A 21,518-nucleotide genomic window follows, 5' to 3' on the forward strand; every position below is an offset into this window, starting at 1 on the left:
CGCGCCTGGCCGTGAAACACGATCGCCGGCGCGGGGCCGGCGATCATGCTCCTGCGGCCACGCGTGCCGTCAGAACTCCTGCCAGTGCTGCTCGTTCGACGTGGCCGCGGCGCGACGCGCCTTGGGCACCACCACGGCCGCCGGGGCGGGCTCCCGCGTGCGGGGCGGCGTTGCCCGCACCGGCTCGGCGACGCGGGCCAGCGCCGCGGAGACTTCAGCCTGCGCGGCATCCAGCCGGAACGCCGCCACCGTCTCCACCAGCTGCACCGCCTGTTGCTCGAGCGAGCGCGCGGCGGCCGAGGCTTCCTCCACCAGCGTGGCGTTCTGCTGGGTGCTCTCGTCCATGTGCAGGATGGCCTGGTTCACCTGCTCGATGCCCGCGCTCTGCTCCTGCGAGGCGGCGGCGATGTCGGCGATGATGTCGGCCACGCGCTTTACGCTGTCGACGATCTCGCTCATCGTGCGCCCGGCCTGGTCGACCAGCTGCGTGCCTTCGCCGACCTTGTCCACCGAGTCGGTGATCAGGCCCTTGATCTCCTTGGCCGCCTGCGCGCTGCGCTGGGCCAGGGAGCGTACTTCGGCGGCGACCACCGCGAAGCCGCGGCCCTGTTCGCCGGCGCGGGCGGCTTCCACGGCCGCGTTGAGCGCGAGGATGTTGGTCTGGAAGGCGATGCCGTCGATCACGCTGATGATGTCGACGATCTTGCGGCTGGATGCGTTGATCGCGCCCATCGTCTCGACCACCTGGCTCACCACCGCGCCGCCCTGCTGGGCGACGTCGGCCGCGCCCATGGCGAGCTGGTTGGCCTGACGTGCGTTGTCGGCGTTCTGGCGCACGGTGGAGGTCAGCTCCTCCATGGACGAGGCGGTTTCCTCCAGCGAAGCGGCCTGCTGCTCGGTGCGCGCGGACAGGTCGTTGTTGCCCGAGGCGATCTCGGCCGCCGCCGTGTTGATCATCTGGCTGCCACTGCGGATCTGGCCGACGATGCCCGACAGCTGCGCCACCGTGCGGTTGGCATTGCGCGCGAGCTCGCCGAACTGGCCGGGCAGGTTCTCGTCGGCATGGCGGGTGAGGTCGCCGTCGGAGACGGCCGCCAGCAGCGCGCCCACCTCGGAGACGCCACGGTCGGCGCTCTGCATCAGCATGTTGAGGTCGTCGACCATCTCGCGGTAGACGAACTCGAAGGCTTCGGCGTCGCCGCGCTTGCGGAAGTCGCCGGCCACGGCGGCGTCCACCAGCGTCTTGATCTCGCCGTTGACGCGCAGCATGCCCGCCTTGACGGCGTCCATCGCCTCGGTGATGCGCGCCTTCTGGCCGGGATAGCGCTCGATGTCGTCGGACAGGTCGCCGCGGCCGTAGCGGGCCACGATGTCGACGATGCGCTGCTGCACCGCGATGTGCGAGGCCACCAGCGTATTGAGGTCGTCGGCCATCACGCCGTAGGAGCCGGGGAAGGCCTCGGTGTCCAGGCGCTCGTCGATGTTGCCGGCCTGGTGCGCGGCGAAGAGGTCCTGCTGCGCCTTGGCGAAGCCGCGCAGCGTGCCCACGGCCTGCTCGATCGAGTCGCCGATCACGCGCAGCTCGTCGCGGCTGTTCACGGCCACGCGGTCGGGGAACTGGCCGGCGGCGAGCAGCTCGGAGGCGTTGCGGATCTCGTGCAGCGAGTCGCGCGTGCTGCGGCTGAAGCCGACGAAGAGGTAGGCCGACACCAGCAGCGAGAACAGCACGCCCAGCGCCACCAGCACCTGCTGCCGGCGCACGGCGGCCACGTGCTCGTCGGCGGCGTCGCGCAGCGCCGAGGTGGTGGCCTCGACCACGGCATCCATCGCCTTGCGCGCGTTGCCGGTCTGCGTCGTGAACGCCGGGATCGGCATGTTCGGCGTCTCGGCGTCGAGCACGGCCGACTGGATCAGCGCGGCCTGCGCCTCGAGTTCCTTGTTCGACGCCGCCAGCGGGCCCTTCACGCGCGCGGCGTAGGCGGGCGCGATGCGCTCCAGCTGCGCCATGTCCAGGCGGATGCGGTCGCCGAAGTAGGCCTGCATGGTCTCGGCCACATCGAAGGCGGCGCGGTCCTCGGCCCAGATCGAGCCCTCGCCCAGCACGCGCGTGGCCACGCTGCGCTGCTGCGAGGCGTATTCGGAGAGCATCGGCAGCCATTCGGTCACCGAGCGGCCCAGGTAGTACATGGCCGGGTCGGTGGCCAGGCCCAGGCCCGTCTCGGCCTCGAAGGTCTTCACCAGCAGGCGCGCCTGGCGCAGCGCCTCGGCGTGCGCGGCCATGGCGGCATTGGCGTCGGCGTGCTTGCCGGTGGCGGCGTCCCAGGCCTTGCGCGTGGCGGCGAAGGAGGCGTCGAGCTTGGCGTCGGCGAAGTTCGCCTTCTGCCAGGCCATCACGCCGTCCAGCTCCTTCTTCACCTGCGCGCGCAGCTCCTCGAGCTCGCCCGCCTCGGGGGCGATGCCGAAGCTCTGCCGCACCACCACGCCGCGGTGGCGCTGCATGTCGCCCATCGCGCGGTGCATGGTGGCCAGCGGCTCGGTGGACGAACCGGCAAGCGTCACGGCGTTGACCTCGCGCTGCATGCCGGCGAACAGCAGCGAGCCCAGCACGGCGCAGGTCGCCATGAACGCGGCGCCGATGACCATGGCCTTCTGCAGGAATCGCAACCGCGCCATCAGGCGGGTCGCCGGCGCCATGAGCCGGTCGAGGAGCGACGAGTTCTTCGATTGCATGACAGCCTCGGACGAGGACCCTGTGTGGGTCGACTGATCCGTCATCGGCGCAGGCGCATCGATCTTTAGCGGCCTGCGTCGGAAGCCGGCGACGCGGCCGCGCCGTGCCGGGCGGGCCGCTGCGGAAGTGCGACCGGAGTCATGAACGCCTGCATCCGACGTCGAGGACGGGGTCTTGACGCTCAAGAACCTCTCGCGCCAGCCGATGCAGGAGCTACGGCGCCAGCGGGCGTCGCGTGTCCGCTTTCCAGGAGATCCCCATGTTCCGTTCCGTCGTGTTCGCGATCGCCGTGGCCCTGGCCGCCGCCGCGCCGGTCCAGGCTGCCGACCTCAAGCCGATCAAGCGCGTGGAACCGCAGTACCCGCCCGAGGCCGCGCGCTCGGGCACGACCGGCTTCGTCGAGGTGGAGTTCGAGGTCGACCCGGCAGGCAAGGTCGCCAAGGTGTCCGTGGTCAATGCCAAGCCGACGCGCACGTTCGAACAGGCCGCCGTGCGCGCCGTGAAGCAGTGGCAGTTCGAACCCGGTGGCGGCAAGGGCAAGGTACGCCTGAACTTCTCGCTCTGAGGGCCGGCGGCTCGCGGCCGCCGCCCTACATGCGGTTTCCTGACGCCCGGTGCTGCCGCGTCGCAGCAGCGGGCGTCGTGTTCTGGAGAGGCGGAGGACCTGCCCGCCGGAAAGTGTGACGCCTACCGCTCGTCGGCCGTCTAGGACGTCACCATTCAGGCCGTCGCACACATGCCGTTACGCGTGATGACCATGTGAAGCGACGGCACCCAATGCGCAAGAACCTCCCGGTAACCGGCAAGGAAGTTCCGCTTTCCGAAGGCACCATCATCGTTTCGCGCACCAACGAGCGCGGCATCATCGCGTCGATCAATCGCGATTTCATCGAGATCAGCGGCTTTTCCGAAAGCGAGCTCGTCGGGCAGCCGCACAACATCATCCGCCACCCCGACATGCCGTCGGCGGCGTTCGCGGATCTCTGGGCGGCACTCAAGGCCGGGCGCCCCTGGGTGGGGCTGGTGAAGAACCGCTGCCGCAACGGCGACCACTACTGGGTGGAGGCGCACGCCACGCCCTGCTACGAGGGCGGCCGCCTGGCGGGCTACATGTCGCTGCGGCGGAAGGCCACGCGGGAGAAGATCGACGCCGCGGCCGCGGCCTATGCCCGGCTGGCGGCAGGCGACGGAAGCCTCGGCGTGCTGCGCGGCCGCGTGGTGTCGATGCGTCCCCTGGCGCGCCTGCTGCGCAGGCTGCGTCCCGGTCCGGTGGCACAGGTGACCGGCCTGCTCGCCGGCAGCCTGCTGCTCGGCCTCGCGGCCCTGTGGCTGGGCGGACGCGGTGGCCTGGCGCCGACATCGCCGGCCGGCCTGGGGCTGCTGGCCGGCTTCGCCGCGATCGGCGTGCTGGCCCTGCGCACGCGGGCGGGGCTGGAGCGGCGCCTGCATGCGCTGGCCGACACCGTGCGCCACATGGCCAACGGCGAGTTCAACGACGCCATCGACATCGACCACGACGATGCGCTGGGCAGCCTGGCGCAGGCCGTGAAGTCGATGCAGATCAAGCTCGGTTTCGACCTGCAGCAGCTCAAGCTCGACAACGAGGAAGGGCTGCGCATTCGCCATGCGCTCGATTCGGTGCGCACCAACGTGATGATCGCCGACCGCGACCGCAGGATCATCTACCTCAATCCCGCCGTGCGCGCCCTGCTGCGCGATGCGCAGGAGGACATCCGCCAGGTGCTGCCCGACTTCGACGCCGAGCAGGTGGAGGGCGGCAGCATCGACCGCTTCCACGTGCGGCCCGAGAAGCAGGTGGAGATCCTGGACCGGCTCACCGGCGTGCACGAAGCGCGGCTGCGCTTCGGCAACCGCGTGCTCTCGCTCCTGATCAGCCCGGTGCGGGATGCGGACGGGGCGCGCGTGGGCACGGTGGTGGAATGGCGTGATGCCACGGCCGAGGCCGCGATCGAACGCGAGGTCAACGCGGTCGTCAATGCCGCGGCCGCCGGTGTCTTCGACCAGCGCGTGCGCGTGGACGACAAGGCCGGCGTGCTGCGGCAACTGGCCGAGGGCGTGAACGGGCTGGTGGACACCACGCAGGCCGGCCTGTCGGAGGTGCGGCGCATGCTCGCGGCACTGGCCGATGGCGATCTCACCCATCGCATCGAACGCGAGTTCCAGGGCGAGTTCGGCGCGATCCGCGAGGACGCCAACCGCACGGCCGAGCGCCTGCAGGCCATCGTGCGGACCATCCGCGCGGGCAGTGGCGAGGTGAACGCCGCGGCGAGCGAGATCGCCGCAGGCAATGCCGACCTCGCGCGCCGTACCGAGCAGCAGGCCGCGGCGCTGGAGGAAACCTCGAGCACCATGGAAGAGCTCACCGCCACCGTGCGGCAGAACGCGCACAGCGCGGGAGAGGCGAGCCGGCTGGCGGCCGACGCCGAGCAGGCGGCGCTGCAGGGCGGCGGCGTGGTGGGGCGCGTGGTCGAGACCATGGAAGCCATCAACGCCTCCTCGCGCCAGATGGGCGACATCATCGGCATCATCGATTCGATCGCCTTCCAGACCAACATCCTCGCGCTCAACGCCGCGGTCGAGGCCGCGCGCGCCGGGGAGGCGGGCCGCGGCTTCGCGGTCGTCGCCAGCGAGGTGCGCGCGCTCGCCCAGCGCAGCGCGCAGGCAGCGCGCGAGATCCACACGCTGATCGGCACCTCGGGCGAGCGCGTCGCCGACGGCTCGGCGCTGGTGGCGGCCGCCGGCCAGGCGATGGAGGACATCGTGGCGAAGGTGCGCCGCGTGTCCACGATCATCGCCGACATCGCCGCGGCCTCCCAGGAGCAGAGCGTGGGCATCGAGCAGGTCAGCCAGGCCGTGGTGCACATGGACGAGGGCACGCAGCAGAACGCGGCGCTGGTCGAGGAGGCCACGGCCTCCGCGCACAGCCTGGAGCAGCAGGCCGCACAGCTGGTCGAAGCCGTTTCGGCCTTCCGCCTGGGCCCGGCACGCGGCGCTGCATTGCGCGGCGCGACGGCCCCGGCCTAGGGTCCGTTCGACGTGACGCGTCCGTAGCGTCGACGGGCCCTAGTCGCCGGCGACGACCACCCGGTCGCCGCCGGCATCGCGGGCGCTGGCGAGTGCGGACGAGGCGCGCAGGAACCAGGACGATGCATCGTCGCCCGCGCGCGCGGAGGCCAGGCCGATGCTGAGCGAGACCGGCAGGCTGGCGGCATCGCCGGCGGCCAGCGTACGCACCAGCTCGCACTGTGCGAGCGCTCGCGAAGCCGGCATCGCGAGCACGGCGCCGAACGCATCGCCCGCGCGCGACAGCCGCCCGAGCAGTGCATCGCCGCTGCGCAGGAACTGCGCTACCGAGCGCAGGGCGCGGTCGCGCTCCACCGCACCGTGGAGCTGTTCCAGCGCATCGCGCCCATCCAGCTCGACCAGCGCCAGCTGGGCAGGGTGCTCGCGGCCGGCGCCGGTGAGCAGCGCCTCGTCCAGCATCGCCAGCAGGGCCCGCGTGCCCGGCAGCCCGGTGAGCGGATCGAGCGCGGGCTCGGAGGCGGTGTCGGCGCGGGCGAGTTCGTGCGCGACCCACTCGCGCTCGCGCCGCTCGATGTCCAGCATCGCCGCCAGCCGGCGCAGTTCCAGCAGTCGCGAGGCCTGGCGCGAGAGTGCGCGCAGCGCCGTCTCCTGCGCGGGCGCCAGCGTGCGCGGGCGGCTGTCGAGCACGCACACCGTCCCGATCGGCTGGCCGCCCACCAGCAGCGGCATGCCGGCATAGAAGCGGACGTCGGCGTCGGCGACCAGGGGATTGTCGGCAAAGCGCGGGTCGGCCCTGGCGTCGGCCACCACCAGCGGCGTATGCGGGTCGAGGATGGCATGCGCGCAGAACGCCATCCCGCGCGGGGTTTCCCGTGCCTGCATGCCCACGCGCGCCTTGAACCACTGCCGCTCCGCGTCCACCAGCGAAACCAGGGCCGTCGGTGCATCGCACATGGCCGCGGCGATGGCCACGAGATCGTCGTAGTCATCCTCCGGCGGAGTGTCGAGGATGCCCAGCGCGTCGAGCATGGCCAGGCGGGAGGATTCGTTCGGGGGCAGGGGGGGCTGCGGGCATCGCGTGCGAAGCGGTGGGGTCGGGCCAGCATTCTGCCGTGTCGGGCAGGCCGCAATCGGGCAAAACCCCCAGGCACGCATCTGCCCCGCGGTCCACGGCCGATCTCCGCACGCGTTCCGGATGCTGCGCGGTGCGGCGCCCCTGCATCAACGCGCGGGGCGCCGCGGCGCCGGACTCAGGCGGCCAGCGCGCGATCCACCAGGCCCATTTCCTCGCTGGTCATCAGCCGCTCGATGTCGAGCAGGATGAGCATGCGCTCGTCCACCACGCCCAGGCCGGTGAGGAACTTGCGGTCGATGGCCGAGCCCAGGTCGGGCACGCCGCGCAGCTGCGCGGCATCGAGTCGGATGACGTCGGAGACCGCGTCGACCACCACGCCGATCGTGCGGCCGGCGACCGCGAGGATGACCATCACCGTCGTCTCGTCGTAGCGCGCCTGCGACAGGCCGAACTTCAGGCGCATGTCGACCACGGGCACGATGAGGCCGCGCAGGTTGACCGCGCCCTTCACGAAGTCCGGCGCGCCGGGCAGGCGGGTGACCTGGTCGTAGCCGCGGATCTCCTGCACCTTGAGGATGTCCACGCCGTACTCCTCGTCGCCGAGGGTGAAGGTGAGGTACTCGTGCGCGGCCACGGCGGCGGCGGTTTCGGCGTCGAGCTGGGTATCGGTGCTCATGGGGGTCCCGTGTGTTCAGGCGGCCTGGCGCAGGCGCGCCTTCTGCGCGAGCCCGTCGGCGTCGACGATCAGGGCGACGCGGCCGTCGCCCAGGATCGTCGCGCCCGACACGCCCGCGATCTTGCGGTAGTTGGTCTCGAGGTTCTTGATGACGACCTGCTGCTGGCCGAGCAGCTCGTCGACTTCCAGCGCGATGCGACGGCCTTCGCTCTCCACCACGACGGCGATGGGCGGGGTGTCCAGGGCCATGCCGGAAGCCGCGCCCAGGCCGTACTGCTCGGCGAGGTTGAGCATCGGGATGTAGTCCTCGCGCAGGCGCAGCACGCGGTCGCCGCCGCCGATCGTGCGGACCTCGTCCCCGCGCGGCTGCAGCGATTCGACCACGATGTTCAGCGGCAGCACGAAGACCTCGCTGCCCACCGCGACGGTCATGCCGTCGAGGATCGCCAGCGTGAGCGGCAGGCGGATGGTCATGGTCGAGCCGGCATTGGCGCGGCTGGCGATGTCGATCGAGCCGCCCAGCGCCTGGATATTGCGGCGTACCACGTCCATGCCCACGCCGCGCCCGGAGACGTCGGTGAGCTTGTCGGCGGTGGAGAAGCCGGGATGGAAGATGAGCTCCCAGACCTGCGCGTCCGTCGGCTCCTCCGGCAGGGGCAGGCCGCGCTCGCGCGCCTTGCCCACGATGCGCTCGCGGTTGAGGCCGCGGCCGTCGTCGGTCACCTCGATGACGATGTGCCCGCCCTGGTGCATGGCCGCCAGCGTGATCGTGCCGGTCTCGTCCTTGCCGGCCCGGCGGCGCTCCTCGGGCGGCTCCAGGCCGTGGTCGATGGAGTTGCGCACCAGGTGCACCAGAGGATCGACGATCTTCTCGATCACGCCCTTGTCGAGCTCGGTGCCTTCGCCCAGCGTCTTCAGGCGCACCTTCTTGCCAAGGCGCGAGGCGAGGTCGCGCACCATGCGCGGGAAGCGGCTGAAGGCGAAGTCGATGGGGAGCATGCGCACGCCCATCACCGCTTCCTGCAGGTCCCGCGAGTTGCGCTCGAGCTGCGCGATGCCGGCCAGCAGCTGCTCGTGCAGCACCGGGTCCAGCGCCTCGGCACGCTGCTGGATCATGGCCTGGGTGATGACCAGTTCGCCGACGAGGTTGATCAGCGCATCGACCTTCGACAGCGAAACGCGGATCGAGCTGTTGGCCTCGGCGCGAGCGCCGGACGATGCCTGGGCCTGCACGGGCAGGCCTTCGGCGGCCGCCTCGGGCGCGGCCTCGGCCTGCGCCACGGGGGCGGCGACCGCGGGGGGCTCGGGCTCCACCGCGTCGATGACCAGGTCGCACTGGTCGTCGATCCAGGCGAACACGTCGTCGATCTGCGCGCGCTTGACGCTGCCCGGCAGCTCGAAGGTCCAGCCCAGGTACGCGCTGGTCGGATCGAAGCTGCCGAACGGCGGAAGCGTATCGTCGAGGCAGACGACCTCTCGCGCGCCCAGCTCGCCGAGCTCGCGCATGATCCGCACCGGGTCGTTGCCGCTCATGAAGAGCGAGGGCATGGGGCGGAAGACCACGCGCCAGCGCTCGGGGCCGGACGGCGCGGGCGCGGCCGCGACGGGTGCGGCGGCGGGCGGGGCGCCGGTGAGCAGGGTGTCGAGCTCGCGCTTGCTGGCGTCGATGGCGGGCTGGTCGAGCGGGCTGCCGTGCTCGGCGTGCTCGATCATGCCGCGCAGCACGTCCACCGATGTGAGCAGCACGCTGGTGGCGGCGCTGTCGAGGTGGCGCTTGCCCGCGCGCGCCTCGTCCAGCAGCGTCTCCATCACGTGGGTGAAGTCGCTGATGTACTTGAAGCCGAACGTGCCGGCGCCGCCCTTGATCGAATGCGCGGCGCGGAAGATCGCGTTGATCGTATCCGCGTCGGAGCGGCCTGCCTCCATGCCGAGCAGGCCCGATTCCATCGTGTCCAGGCCTTCGCGGCTTTCCTCGAAGAACGCGGCAAAGAACCGGCTCATGTCCATGGCGACGGGCTCCGGTGGCTCAGCCAAGGACCTTGCGGACGGTGGCCAGCAGCTGCTCGGGATCGAAGGGCTTGACCAGCCAGCCGGTGGCGCCGGCGGCTCGCCCTTCCTGCTTCTTTTCCGGACCGGATTCGGTGGTGAGCATCAGCAGCGGGGTGAACTTGTAGTCGGGCAGCTGTCGCAGGTTGCGGATCAGCTCGATGCCGTCCATGCGCGGCATGTTGACGTCGGTCACCACCGCGTCGAAGCGGCGCGTGCGCGCGATGTCCAGAGCGGCCTGGCCGTCTTCCGCTTCGCTGACGTTGTAGCCGCCCGAACTCAGGGCGAACGCGACCATCTGCCGCATGGAGGTGGAATCGTCGACGATCAGCAGTTGCGCGCTCACGCGTTGTCTCCGGAAACGTTCTGGTTCTCGACACCCAGGCTGGCGGCCAGCGCGAGCTGTCGCGCGGCGTTGACCAGGGCAGGGGATGGGCTGTCCAGCACGGTCCGGCGCCCGGCGCCGGCGCGGTCGCGCACGAAGGCGTGCAGCAACTGCAGGCCGGCCGCGTGCACGCGCTCGACGGCGCCGCCGGCCAGCGTGACCGCGTCGTCGGACTCCAGGTGCGGCAACAAGACCTGCTGCAGGTCGCCGACGTGCTCGATGCCGAGGTTGGCGGGTAGGGCGAGCTCGCTCATCGCGGACCGTCCATGCATGGGATACGCGATGGTTAACGGCAGGGTGGGCGGTGACTTGAGGTGGGGGCGGACCGGGGCGCCGGGCGGTGTCGGCGGGTGCGACCGGGGTCATGGCGTGGCTCCCGGCCCTCGTCCGGGGTCGTCCCGGCGGAGGCGGGGCCCAGCGACTTTCGTCAGGCCGCTCGCGGCCCTGCAACGCGTCCGCCCCGTTAGACCGTCATCCCCGCGAGCGCGGGGATCCATGGACGTTGCCCCTGCACCGTCGCGCCCTTCCCCCGTCGTCCCCGCGAAGGCGGGGATCCATGGACGTTGCCTTTGCGTTGTGTGGTTAGCAGCAACAGCGTTTCGTGCGCTGTCGCGCCCGAGGTACTTTTCTTTGCTGGCCCAAAGAAAAGTACCCAAAAGAAAGGGCCTTCCCCGACAGGTCTACAGCCCGCGACCGGACACTGCGCGGGGATCGGCACACTCGGCATCCTGCCTCGAGTGCCGACGGCGCGCGTCCTGCGCGCCGCCCCTTCGGGGTCTCACGATTGGCAGTAGCTGGCCATGATCGGGTGGATCCGGTGGATCCAGTGGATCCGGTGGGTCTGTGGATCCGATGACTGGTGTCGGGTGGCTGCTGCGATCTGTGCTCGTGCTGGCGGACTGCTGGCGGCTTGCCTGCTGCCGGGCGCGCCTTGTTGCGGTGTGCGCGGGCTTCAGCCGAACAGCGCATCCGCATCCAGCAGCACGGTGGGTGCGGCGGTGACGCGGGCGACGCCGAGGGTCGGGCCCGGATCGGTGCCGGGCAGGGGCGGCTCGACGTGCTCGCGCTCGAGCGAGACGACGTCTTCCACGGCGGTTACCAGCAGGCCGATCAGCTCGTCCTTGCGCTCGATCACGACGATGCGCGAACGCTCCTCCACGCGAACGGCGCCGACGTCCAGCCAGAGGCCCAGGTCGAACACCGGCAGGATGCGGCCGCGCAGGTTCATCACGCCCAGTACCGCGTGGGCGGCCCCGCGCATGGCCAGCACCGGGGCGACACGCACGACTTCCTGCACGCGCAGCAGCTCGAACGCATAACTGTCTGCGCCCACGCAGACGCGCAGCCAGCGGTGGCCGCCGGTGGCGGTGCGCGTGCGCGCGGCGGATGCGGCGACGGCCACGCGCGCCACCGGGGCGATGGCCGATTCCGCAGGCGGCAGGAAGGCCGACAGGTCGGGCATCGCAGTGCCGGGCGAGGGCACCGGCGAGGGCTCCCGCGCCGGTGCGCAAGGGGCGGGGGGCGCCGGCATCGCGGCCGCGCCGGCGTGGTCGGCGTCGACGAGGGGTGCCGTGGCGTCCGCCCGGCTGCGTGCCGCTCCGGCATCGTCCACCCGCGCATCGTCGGCGTGCTCGTGCTGTGCGGCGGCGCTGTCGTCAGCAGCCGCGGCTGCGGCCCGGGGCGGGCGCGGCAGCGGTCCGTCGGCAGCGAGCAGTTCGTCGAGGTAGGTATCGATCGTGGCCATGGTCAGGCGGCTCGGGAATGCAGGCTGAGGCTGTCGAGCAGCCAGGTCAGCACTTCGCGGTAGGCGTCGGCGCCGCGTCCCTGCAGCGGGGCGCCGCCGGCGATGGCGGCGGCGTCGCGCAGGCGCGTGTCGACGGGCACGGCACCGGGGAATACCGCGGCGCCATGGGTTTCGTGGAGCTCGTGCAGGCACAGCGTGCCCGCGCGCGTGCGGCGGTCGTGCAGCGTGGGCACCACCGAGTACGGCAGCGGGCGGCGGCGCGAGCGCTCCACCATCTGCGTGGTGCGCAGCATGTCGCGGAGCCCGTGCAGTGCCAGCGGGTCGGTCTGGGTGGGCGCGACCAGGCGGTCGGCGGCCGCCAGTGCGTTGACCATCAACAGGCCCAGCGTGGGCGGGCAGTCGAGCAGCGTGCAGTCCCAGCGGTCGCTCGCGCCCTGGAGCGCACGCGCCAGGGCCAGGCCCAGACCGGGCTGCGTGGCGCCGCGGCGCTCCAGCGTGGCCAGTGCCGGCTGCGCCGGGCAGACGTGCAGGCGCTCGACCTGCGACGGGCGCGCCAGCGCGGGCAACGACGCGGCGGGCTCGGTGAACAGCTCATAGGTGCCACGCGGTGCGGGATCGGGCGCGATGCCGAACGCGTGCGACAGCGAGGCATGCGGGTCGAGGTCGACCACCAGCACGCGGTGCCCCGCTTCCGCCAGCATGCGGCCCAGGCACAGCGTGGTGGTGGTCTTGCCCACGCCGCCCTTCTGGTTCGCCACGGCCCAGGTGCGCATCATCAGCCGGTGCCTCCCCTGTATTCGCCGCCCGTCGCGACCACCGGCGTCGCGCGCGCCACCGCGTCCGGCCCGACCTGCGGCGCGAGGATCACCAGCATGACCCGGCGGTTGGCATTGCGGCCTTCCTCGGTGGCGTTGTCGGCGACGGGCTGGAACTCGCCGAAGCCGGTCATCGACAGGCGCGTGGGCGCGACGCCGCTTCCGACCAGCTCGTGCAGCACGCTGGCGGCCCGGGCGGCGGAGAGTTCCCAGTTGGAACGGAACATCGCCGTGCGGATCGGCTGGTCGTCGGTATAACCCTCCACGCGGATGGCATTGGGTTCGGTGCGCAGCACCGCGCCGAGGCGGCGCACCGTGTCCACGGCGAGCGCGCTGGGCGCATCCGAGCCGCTGTGGAACAGGATGTCGCTCTGGATCTCGATCTCCAGGTAGTCCGTGCCCTGGCGGACGCGCACGAGGTTCTGGTCGACCAGCCCCGCCAGCGCATGCTGGATGCGCGTGCCGATGGATTGCAGCTGGCGCGCGGTGCGCTCGCGCTGGGCCTGGGCGGCGGCGGGGTCCAGCGGCTGGTGCAGGTCGGGCACGTGCACGATGGCCGTGCGTGCCGGGCCGGCCGCGCCGGAGGTGCGCAGCGATGGGCGGTCGAAGGACGAGCCGCGCAGCTGCTGCGTACCCAGCTGCACCGGCACGACCGTCCTGGGCGCGCCGCCGAAGGCTGCGTTGAGCGAATCGGCGACGACGCGGTACTTGCCCTCGTTGACCGAGCTGATCGCGTACATCACCACGAAGAAGGCGAGCAGCAGGGTGATGAGGTCGCCGTAGGGTATGGCCCAGGCCTCGTGGTTGACGTGCTCCTCATGGGCATGCCGGCGCGCCATCAGGCCACGTACCCCGACAGCCGCGCCTCGATGATGCGCGGGTTCTCGCCCTGCGCGATGGCGATGAGGCCCTCGATCAGCATCTCGCGCTCGTGCACCTGCGCGGCCACCACGCCCTTGAGCTTGCTCGACATCGGCAGCAGCGCGAGGTTGGCCGCGCCGATGCCGTAGATGGTGGCGGTGAAGGCGGCGGCGATGCCATGGCCGAGCTTGCTGGGGTCGGCGAGGTTCTTCATCACCGCCATCAGGCCGAGCACGGCGCCGATGATGCCGAGCGTGGGCGCGTACACCCCCATGCCCTCGAACACGCGTGCCGCGGCGAGGTCGCGCTGCTGCTGGCTGGCCAGTTCGATCTCCAGCGCGTGCCGGATCTGCTCGGGCTCGCTGCCATCGACCACCATCTGCAGCCCCTTGCGCAGGAATTCGTCGGCGACGTTGGGAAGTTCGGACTCCAGGCCGAGCAGGCCCTGCCGGCGCGCGGTGTGGCTCCACTCCAGGATCCGGGCGATCTGCGCCTGCGGGTCGCGCACCGGCGGGCGGAACACCCAGCGCAGGATCCGCACCGCGCGACGGAAGGTGGCCATCGGCGTCTGCACGAGGATCGCGGCGACGGTGCCGACGATCACGATGACGAACGCCGCCGGCGACCACAGCCCCGACAGCCCCGCACCCTTGAGCACGCTGCCACCGACGAGTGCAGCCAGCGCGAGCACCACGCCGATGAGGGAAAGTCTGTCCATCGGGGGCGTTAACGGGCGGCCGCGCCGGTTTCTTGAGCTGCCGGGGCCCGCCCGGGCGGCTGCGCGAGCCCCGGTGCTCTGCCTGGCGCGCCGGCTGCGGCTTGCCGGGGAAGCTGGCGCGTACGCAAAAAGCCCCGGCAGGGCTCTGACCACCGGGGCTCGCCTCCACCGGGAGGCTCCACCCGCGCGACGGGTGGGCGGCCGACGAGAGCCGCAGGCGCAGCCTCGGCCACCGCGGGTGAGCACATCGTCAAGGCCGCGGCTTCACCTGTGTGAACGGGGCGTCATGACGGTGGCATTACACATCGCCGGCGATCCTCGTCGCCCTGTTTCCGCTGTAGATCACGATGCACGAATCCGAATCGGCTGCCGGGCAGGCCTGGCTGACCCGCAGCGAAGTCGAGCTGGAGCTCGCGCGCATCGCCCTGAAGGTGATGCGCGCCGCACCGGCGGCGTTCCCCGACACGGCCAACGTCTCCCTCAGCGGCGACGCAGGCGCCGCGCTGCCGGAGCTGTGCGCCGCCCTGCTGGGCCGCACCCGCCCCGAGCACCGGCCGTTCGTCGAGCGCCGCCTGCAGGAACTCGCGCGCTGCCTGGAGGCCAGCGGCGCCAGCGCGGGGCATTCCTGGCTGAACATCACGTGCGACGCGCCGGCCTCCCAGCGGCAGGCACCGCGGACCGCGGGCTGAGGGGTCAGTCCAGGCGGTTTCCGGGGGCGTCCGCCGCGGGCGGCATGGTGTCGTGGAAGAACGTCGAGCGGATGTCCGCCACGCGTTCTTCCAGATACTCGCGATGTTCCGGCGCGGCGTGTTCGAGCAGGGCGCCGGCGGCCTCGTCGAACCATTCGCCCACGTCGGCACGGCGCGCCATCGGGGCGCGGCTCAGGGCCAGCGTGATGCGCGCGAGCTGGAACTCGAGCTCGGCGCGCGAGCGGATGTGCCGGCGTCGCTCTGGCATGGGATCGTGCATGGCGTATGCGGCGGATGCCTCGTCGCAGAAACAGCCTCCAGCCTGCGGGATGCCGCTTGTGGGCAACGAGAAAACGCCTGCGATCGCGCTTGCGCGTGCAGCCCCGGTTCAAGCCGTTCAAGGGCGCGTGGCGACGGCGTGAAGTGCATGTCGACGTCCGCGCGGGCGTGAATGGCGCGTCTACATCCGCAGGCGCGACTCCAGCATCGCGCCGGTGCGCACTTCGCGCGCGCGCCGCCGGGCCGGGCGTACTTCGTGCGAGAACAGCGCCACCTGCATCCAGCAGCTGTCGGGCGGCGCGCTGTCCTCGGTGAGCAGTTCGATCGGCGTGGGCGGGGGCACCGGCTCGGTGCGGGTGGACACGTGCGCGCGCACGGCGCCGCGGATCGCGTCCTCCAGCTGCAGCCAGGACGGCGCGCTGGCTTCGCAGCCGGGGAAATCGGGCAGGGTGGCGAAATAGCCGCCGGACTCGTCGCGCTGGACGAAGGCGAGATAGTGCATCGGCAGGTTGCTTCACAACGAAGCCTGCACCTTATCGACCGCCGCGTGACCAGCCGGTACAAGCGGCCGTCGTTCCCGCTTCAGGCGTTCGCCACCGCACGTCGCGTGCGAACGCCGGTTTCGTGCAGCGCATCCACGTCGAGGATCAGTGCCATGCGGCCGTCGCCGATCAGGCTGGCGCCGGCATAGCCCGGCAGGCCGCGCAGCGTGCGCGGCAGTGCCTTGATCACCACTTCCTCGCGGCCGCGAACGTGGTCCACGACCAGCACGAAGCGCTGTTCGCCGGCCTGCAGCACCACGCCGGTGGCCGACTCCGATGCGTTCGGGGCCACGTCCAGCCAGGCGCGCAGGTCGAGCACGGGCGTGGGCTGCTCGCGCAGGTCGAGCACGCTCTGGCCGTCGATCCACATGGTCCTGCGCGGATGGTGCGCGAGCACCTCGACCACGCGCACCAGCGGCAGCGCGTAGACGTCGCCCTCGATCTCCACCAGCAGCGTGGGCAGGATGGCGAGCGTGAGCGGCACCTTGATCGACATGCGGGTGCCGCGCCCGGGTTCGGACTGGATCTGCACGGTGCCCGAGAGCTCGCGGATCCTGCTCTGCACCACGTCCATGCCGACGCCGCGGCCGGAGAGGTCGCTCACTTCCTGCCGGGTGGAGAAGCCGGGCAGGAAGATCAGCTGCAGGCAGTCGTCGGCCGACAGGCGCGCCGCCGATTCGGCGTCGACCAGGCCCTTGCGGACGGCGCTGTCGCGGATGCGGTCGGGGTCGATGCCCGCGCCGTCGTCGCGGACCTCGATCAGCACGTGGTCGCCTTCCTGCTGGGCCGACAGGCGCACGTGGCCCTGCTCGGGCTTGCCCGCGAGGCGGCGTGCCTCGGGCGCTTCGATGCCGTGGTCGATGGCATTGCGCACCAGGTGCACCAGCGGGTCCGACAGGGCTTCGACCAGGTTGCGGTCGAGCTCGGTTTCCGCGCCGACCACTTCGAGCTCGACCGATTTGCTCACCTGGCGCGCCACGTCGCGGGCGAGTTTGGGGAAACGCGAGAACACGCGGCCCACGGGCTGCATGCGCGCCATCATCACCGCCGACTGCAGGCGGCCGGTGGCCGCATCGAGCGCGGTGACGGCGCGGTCGAGGTCCTCGTCGCGCAGCCGCGGGCGCAGCGTCTTGAGCCGGTTGCGCGCGAGCACCAGTTCGCCGACCAGGTTGACCATCGCATCCAGCCGGCGCACGTCCACGCGCACGGTGGTTTCGCCGGCGTCGTGGGCTGCCTGCGCGCGCGCGCCGTCGGTGCTTTCGCTGGCGGTGCGTGCCGGTTTCGCGGGAGGCGGCGCGGGCGCGGCGGCGGCCGGCGGCGGTGCTTCGGACACCGCCGCGGCGCCGGGCAGCGCGCCCTTGCCGTGGAACGCATCGAGCAGGGCGTCGAAATCGAGGTCGTCGAGGTTCTCGGGAAGATCCTCCAGCCGGATCTCCGGCGCGGCCGGCGCCGCATTGCCGGCGTCCACGTGCAGGCGGTCGATCAGCGCCTGCGGCACCGGCGGTAGCTCGCGCGCGCCGGCGACGCAGTCGAGCATGTCGGCCAAGAGGTCCAGGGCCTGCTGGGCGGCATCGAAGGCGAAGGGGTCGAGCGCCGCCTGGCCGGTGCGTGCGGCATCGAGGCGGTCCTCCACGGCGTGGCAGAGGGTGACCATCGGCGGGAAGTCGAGGAAACCCGCGCCGCCCTTGATGGTGTGGAACCCGCGGAAGACGGCGTTCAGCGCGTCGCGATCGTCGGGCTGGCGCTCCAGCACGACCATCTGCTCACCGAGCTGGTCGACGATCTCGCGCGCTTCGACCAGGAAGTCGGCGCAGATGTCGGAGATGCCGTCCATTGCCGATCCGTCAGAGGCCGAGCGAGGACAGCAGCTCGTCGGCGTTGTCCTGCGTGGCGGGCGTGGCGTCGAGCCCGGCCAGGGCGGGGCCGTGGCCGCGATGGTTGCTGGTCAGGTGCAGGGGCTCGTGCGTGCCGACGATGTCGCCGAGTCCTGCGTGCACCGCGCGCACCAGCTCGACCACGCGCAGGATGATCTGCCCGGTCAGGTCCTGGTAGCCCTGCGCCAGCGACATCTCGGAAAAGCGCGTGCGAAGGCCGGCCAGCGCCTCGCGCTGGGCCTCGTCCTGTGGCGCGGGCAGCCTGGCCAGCAGCGCCGAGCACTCGTCGATCAGGTCCAGCGTGCGCATGCTCGAGGATTCGGTGAGCTGCACCACGTGCTCGAGCCGCGCGCAGGCCTCCGGCAGGGATGCGCCGTGGCCACGTCCTTCCTCGCCCAGCGCCACCGCCAGTTCGCGCGCCAGGCGCACGATGCCCTGGACCAGCGGTTGCGTCCGCCACTGCACCAGTTCGTCGATGGCGGCGCGCGTGCGCGCCTCGTCGCCGCTCTCCACGGCGCGCAGCGCGCCCTGGAGGACTTCGACGATCGCTGCACGGTCGTCCTGCGCCGCCACCGTGCTCATGCCGCCGCCTCGATGCGCTCGAAGATCTTGGCGAGCTTGTCGGCCAGCGTGGCGGCGGTGAAAGGCTTGATGACGTAGCCGTTCACGCCCGCCTGCGCCGCCTCGATGATCTGCTCGCGCTTGGACTCGGCGGTCACCATCAGTACCGGGGTCTTCTTGAGCTGCTCGTCGGCGCGGATCGCGCGCAGCAGGTCGATGCCGGGCATGCCGGGCATGTTCCAGTCGGTGATCACGAGGTCGAACTTGGCCTTGCGCAGCTCGACGAGTGCGCTGTTGCCGTCCTCGGCTTCGGCGGTGTTGAAGAAGCCCAGGTCGCCGAGGAGGTTCTTGACGATGCGACGCATCGTCGAGAAGTCGTCGACGATGAGGATCTTGATGTTCTTGTCCATGCGGGTGGGGTTTCCTCGACTATCGGAGGTATCGGCGCGGGGGTGGGGTTCTTTAGGGGGCGGCCGGACGTGCAGGGGCGCGGTTGACCGGACTGGCGGCGCGAACCGCAGCGCGTTTCAGCCACGGATCCGCAGGGATGACACGGATCGGCAGTGGCTCTTCATCCGTGTCGATCCGTGTGAATCCGTGGCGAACATGCCCTGCCGACCCGGAGCCGGGGCTGGCCTCAGGCCTCCACCTGCTCCGCCGCCGTTTCGCGCCAGTCGCCCAGGCGCGCGCGCAGGCGCAGCATGGCCTGGCCGTGGATCTGGCAGACCCGGCTCTCGCTGATGCCCAGCACCGCGCCGATCTCGCGCAGGTTCATTTCCTGCTCGTAGTACAGCGAGAGCACCATCTGCTCGCGCTCGGGCAGCCCACCGATCGCGTCGCCCAGCGCCTGCTTGAACACCGAGTGCTCGAGCTCGCGCGCGGGCGTGAGGTTGCAGCTGGCGGCCAGGCGCGGCTCGCCGTCGAAGTCCTCCATCTGCTCGTCCAGCGAAAGCAGCTGCCCGCGCGAGGCGTCCTCGAGCATGTGGTGGTATTCGTCCAGCGAGACACCCAGCGCATTGGCCACTTCCTGCGAGCTGGCGGCCGCGCCCTTCTTCTGCTCGACCTCGCGCGTGGCCGAGACCACGTCGCGGTAGCGGCGGTGCACGCTGCGCGGCACCCAGTCGCCCCGGCGGATCTCGTCGATCATCGCGCCGCGGATGCGGATGGAGGCGTAGGTCTCGAAGGCCGCGCCCTGGTCGGCCTGGAAGTTCTTGGCGGCCTCGATCAGGCCGAGCATGCCGGCCTGGATGAGGTCGTCGACCTCGACGCTCGAGGGCAGGCGCGCGGCCAGGTGGTGGGCGATGCGGCGCACCAGCTCGCCGTGGCGGGTGACCACGGCGGTGGCGTCGAAGTCCGCGCTGACACTGCGCGTCTGCCGGTAGGCATTGGCCTTGACGGCCGTGGCGGTCATGTTCATGCCGTGGCGCTCCGTGGCGACGTGATCAGGCGTTCCATGAAGAATTCGACGTGCCCGCGCGGGCCGGCCGGCGTCTGCCACTGCCCGGCGCGCCGCGCGATCTCGCGGAAGGCCATGGACGAGGGGGCGGCGGGGAAGGCGTCGACGACGGCTTCCTGGCGCTGGATCGCGCGCCGCAGCCACTCATCGCGCGGGATCGCGCCGAGGTAGTTGAGGGTAACGTCGAGGAACTTGGCGGTGACGCGCTCGAGCTTCTCGAACAGCTGGCGGCCCTCGCTCGGATGCCCGACCTGGTTGGCCAGCACCTGCACGCGGGTCACGCCGCGCTCGCGCGAGAGCACCTTGATCAGCGCGTAGGCATCCGTCACCGAGGCGGGCTCGTCGCAGACCACCACGATCACGTCCTGCGCGGCCTGGCAGAAGGTCAGCACGCTGTCGGAGATGCCGGCGGCGTTGTCCACCACCATCACGTCCAGCGCGGTGTCGAGCTGGCTGAAGGCGTGCACCAGGCCCACGTGCTGCGCGGGCGTGAGCTCGGTCATGTGGCGCTTGCCGCTGGCCGCCGGCACCACCAGCAGGCCGCCGGGGCCCTCGATGATCGTGTCGGCCAGCTCGCAGCGGCCGGCGAACACGTCGCTCAGCGTGAAGCGCGGCGACAGGCCGAGCATCACGTCCACGTTCGCCAGGCCGAGGTCGGTGTCGAGCAGCAGCGTGCGCTGGCCGGCGTTCTGCAGGCTCATCGCCAGGTTGACCGACACCGACGTCTTGCCGACGCCGCCCTTGCCGCTGGCCACCGCGATCACGCGGACCGGGCCGGGGTCGTTCGCGCTCGTTGCGGGAACGCGCGGGGATGCATTGAACTCAGGCGACGACATGGCGTTCCTCGGTGGCGAGCGGGTTGTCGGCGGCGCGACGGAGTTTTTCGAGCTGGAGCACGAGGCGCGACGCGTCCGCGGCCTCGAGGTCGGCCGGCACCTGCTGGCCCGCCGTGGTGTATGCAAGGGACAGGCCGTGCCTGACGGCCACCGAAAGCGCGCCGCCGAGGCGGCCGGTCTCGTCCAGCTTGGTCAGCACCACGGCTTCGGGCTGCGCCATGCGGTACCGGCGCACCGCCTCGGCCATGTCCTGCGGCTGCAGGTTCGCCGGCAGCACCAGCAGGCTGCGCAGGTTGCGCGTGGCGCGCAGCCAGGTGACCTGGCCCAGCAGCGCCTTGTCGCGCGCAGCGTAGCCGGCGGTGTCGACGAGCACGAGCGGGTAGTCGACGAGCTGGTCGAGCGCGTCGCTCAGCCCTTCGGGGCCTTCGGCCTCGCAGACCGTGATGCCGAGCCTGCGGCCGAGCGCATGCAACTGCTCGCGCGCGCCGGGGCGCTCGATATCGGTCGTGACCAGCGCCACGTCGCGGGCGCGGTGGCGCTGCGCGAAGCGGGCGGCGAGCTTGGCCAGCGTGGTGGTCTTGCCCGCGCCGGTCGGGCCGATCAGCGCGAACACGCCGCCGTCCTCGATGGGCTCCTCGCGGGTGATGCTGAGCATGCGCGCGAACTCGGCGAGCAGCGCGGGCTTGACCTTCGCCGGCTCGATGCGCGGGTCGATGCGGGTGGCGATCTGCTGCGCCAGCGCATCGTCGCAGCCGTAGGCCTGCAGGGTCTCGAAGGCCAGCGCGCGCGCCGGCGAGCCGCGCAGGCGCTCGATGGCGAACTGGCCCATCTGGCGCTCCATCATCTGGCGCATGGAGGCGAGCTCGTTGCGCATGGCGACGATGGTCGGGTCCTCCGACTGGCTGACGACGACCTGCAGCGTCGGCGGCGCGACGACGGTGACCGGCGTGGCGGCCACGACGGCGGGCCGGGCGGGCGCCTGCACGGCGGCCATCTCGGCCAGCGCATCGAAGGCGTCGAGCGGGGCGGCAGGCGCCTGCACGGCCACCGGCGCAGTGACGGGGGCGAGCTCGGCGAAGCTGGGCTCGGCGAGGGCGGGCGTCGCCGCCGGCGCGATGCCGGCGTTCGGCGGGCCCGTTCCGGACGTCGACGACCCGCAGCGCCTGTGCGACTTCTTCGAGCTGA

At 71.6% G+C, this 21,518-nt stretch carries 21 protein-coding genes; 3 read left to right on the top strand and 18 right to left on the bottom strand.

Features of this window, described 5'->3' with window-relative positions:
• Nucleotides 1–69: 69 nt before the first annotated feature.
• The gene (locus EYQ95_RS27035; RefSeq protein ID WP_132328085.1) at nucleotides 70–2,730 is read right to left on the bottom strand and encodes a methyl-accepting chemotaxis protein; all 2,661 of its coding nucleotides are present in this window, start codon (nucleotides 2,728–2,730) and stop codon (nucleotides 70–72) included.
• 260 nt (nucleotides 2,731–2,990) lie between these two features.
• On the opposite strand from EYQ95_RS27035, the gene EYQ95_RS15315 reads away from it, so the two are divergent.
• The gene (locus EYQ95_RS15315) at nucleotides 2,991–3,296 is read left to right on the top strand and encodes an energy transducer TonB (protein ID WP_132328086.1); all 306 of its coding nucleotides are present in this window, start codon (nucleotides 2,991–2,993) and stop codon (nucleotides 3,294–3,296) included.
• A gap of 212 nt (nucleotides 3,297–3,508) precedes the next feature.
• Nucleotides 3,509–5,776, top strand: coding sequence for a methyl-accepting chemotaxis protein (locus EYQ95_RS27040; RefSeq protein ID WP_132328087.1), 2,268 nt, complete (start codon nucleotides 3,509–3,511; stop codon nucleotides 5,774–5,776).
• A 39-nt stretch (nucleotides 5,777–5,815) separates the two neighbouring features.
• On the opposite strand, the gene EYQ95_RS15325 is transcribed toward EYQ95_RS27040, so the two are convergent.
• The 9 genes from EYQ95_RS15325 to EYQ95_RS15365 all read right to left on the bottom strand — a co-directional run bounded on the left by EYQ95_RS15325 (nucleotide 5,816) and on the right by EYQ95_RS15365 (nucleotide 14,096).
• Nucleotides 5,816–6,805: a GGDEF domain-containing protein gene (locus tag EYQ95_RS15325; RefSeq protein ID WP_165924749.1), complete on the bottom strand. Its 990-nt coding sequence runs from the start codon at nucleotides 6,803–6,805 to the stop codon at nucleotides 5,816–5,818.
• Between the two features lie 221 nt (nucleotides 6,806–7,026).
• Entirely contained in the window at nucleotides 7,027–7,527 is a 501-nt protein-coding gene (locus tag EYQ95_RS15330; protein ID WP_132328089.1) for a chemotaxis protein CheW, read from the bottom strand.
• 15 nt (nucleotides 7,528–7,542) lie between these two features.
• Complete coding sequence (locus tag EYQ95_RS15335) at nucleotides 7,543–9,534, bottom strand: chemotaxis protein CheA (protein ID WP_132328090.1); 1,992 nt, start codon at nucleotides 9,532–9,534, stop codon at nucleotides 7,543–7,545.
• A gap of 19 nt (nucleotides 9,535–9,553) precedes the next feature.
• Nucleotides 9,554–9,919 (bottom strand): response regulator, encoded by a 366-nt coding sequence (locus tag EYQ95_RS15340; protein ID WP_132328091.1) that lies wholly within the window; start codon nucleotides 9,917–9,919, stop codon nucleotides 9,554–9,556.
• Nucleotides 9,916–10,212, bottom strand: coding sequence for an STAS domain-containing protein (locus tag EYQ95_RS15345; RefSeq protein WP_165924750.1), 297 nt, complete (start codon nucleotides 10,210–10,212; stop codon nucleotides 9,916–9,918). The genes EYQ95_RS15340 and EYQ95_RS15345 overlap by 4 nt, the downstream gene beginning before the upstream one ends.
• A 698-nt stretch (nucleotides 10,213–10,910) precedes the next feature.
• Nucleotides 10,911–11,702, bottom strand: coding sequence for a chemotaxis protein CheW (locus EYQ95_RS15350; protein ID WP_132328093.1), 792 nt, complete (start codon nucleotides 11,700–11,702; stop codon nucleotides 10,911–10,913).
• A gap of 2 nt (nucleotides 11,703–11,704) precedes the next feature.
• Entirely contained in the window at nucleotides 11,705–12,475 is a 771-nt protein-coding gene (locus tag EYQ95_RS15355) for a ParA family protein (RefSeq protein WP_132328109.1), read from the bottom strand.
• Nucleotides 12,476–12,477: 2 nt separating this feature from the next.
• Complete coding sequence (motD, locus tag EYQ95_RS15360) at nucleotides 12,478–13,356, bottom strand: flagellar motor protein MotD (RefSeq protein ID WP_132328094.1); 879 nt, start codon at nucleotides 13,354–13,356, stop codon at nucleotides 12,478–12,480.
• A complete protein-coding gene (locus EYQ95_RS15365) occupies nucleotides 13,356–14,096 on the bottom strand; it encodes a flagellar motor protein (protein ID WP_132328095.1) in 741 nt (246 codons plus the stop codon). The genes motD and EYQ95_RS15365 overlap by 1 nt, the downstream gene beginning before the upstream one ends.
• A gap of 347 nt (nucleotides 14,097–14,443) precedes the next feature.
• On the opposite strand from EYQ95_RS15365, the gene EYQ95_RS15370 reads away from it, so the two are divergent.
• Complete coding sequence (locus EYQ95_RS15370) at nucleotides 14,444–14,785, top strand: hypothetical protein (protein ID WP_132328096.1); 342 nt, start codon at nucleotides 14,444–14,446, stop codon at nucleotides 14,783–14,785.
• Nucleotides 14,786–14,789: 4 nt separating this feature from the next.
• On the opposite strand, the gene EYQ95_RS15375 is transcribed toward EYQ95_RS15370, so the two are convergent.
• From EYQ95_RS15375 to EYQ95_RS15410, 8 genes are all read right to left on the bottom strand, one after another.
• Complete coding sequence (locus tag EYQ95_RS15375) at nucleotides 14,790–15,065, bottom strand: hypothetical protein (protein WP_132328097.1); 276 nt, start codon at nucleotides 15,063–15,065, stop codon at nucleotides 14,790–14,792.
• Nucleotides 15,066–15,245: 180 nt separating this feature from the next.
• A complete protein-coding gene (locus tag EYQ95_RS15380) occupies nucleotides 15,246–15,566 on the bottom strand; it encodes a type II toxin-antitoxin system HicB family antitoxin (RefSeq protein ID WP_132328098.1) in 321 nt (106 codons plus the stop codon).
• An 80-nt stretch (nucleotides 15,567–15,646) separates the two neighbouring features.
• The gene (locus EYQ95_RS15385; protein ID WP_132328099.1) at nucleotides 15,647–17,440 is read right to left on the bottom strand and encodes a chemotaxis protein CheA; all 1,794 of its coding nucleotides are present in this window, start codon (nucleotides 17,438–17,440) and stop codon (nucleotides 15,647–15,649) included.
• 10 nt (nucleotides 17,441–17,450) lie between these two features.
• The gene (locus EYQ95_RS15390) at nucleotides 17,451–18,062 is read right to left on the bottom strand and encodes a protein phosphatase CheZ (protein WP_132328100.1); all 612 of its coding nucleotides are present in this window, start codon (nucleotides 18,060–18,062) and stop codon (nucleotides 17,451–17,453) included.
• Nucleotides 18,059–18,451: a chemotaxis response regulator CheY gene (locus EYQ95_RS15395; protein ID WP_132328101.1), complete on the bottom strand. Its 393-nt coding sequence runs from the start codon at nucleotides 18,449–18,451 to the stop codon at nucleotides 18,059–18,061. Before EYQ95_RS15395 ends, EYQ95_RS15390 begins: the two co-directional genes overlap by 4 nt.
• A gap of 227 nt (nucleotides 18,452–18,678) precedes the next feature.
• Nucleotides 18,679–19,458: an RNA polymerase sigma factor FliA gene (locus tag EYQ95_RS15400; protein WP_370451263.1), complete on the bottom strand. Its 780-nt coding sequence runs from the start codon at nucleotides 19,456–19,458 to the stop codon at nucleotides 18,679–18,681.
• On the bottom strand, nucleotides 19,455–20,333 hold the full coding sequence (locus EYQ95_RS15405) for a MinD/ParA family protein (RefSeq protein ID WP_132328102.1): 879 nt from the start codon (nucleotides 20,331–20,333) through the stop codon (nucleotides 19,455–19,457). The genes EYQ95_RS15400 and EYQ95_RS15405 overlap by 4 nt, the downstream gene beginning before the upstream one ends.
• Nucleotides 20,320–21,518, bottom strand: a 1,199-nt coding sequence (locus EYQ95_RS15410; protein WP_132328103.1) for an AAA family ATPase, incomplete at its 5' end; no start/stop codon positions are given. The genes EYQ95_RS15405 and EYQ95_RS15410, both read right to left, overlap by 14 nt.

The organism is Lysobacter sp. N42, assembly GCF_004344885.1.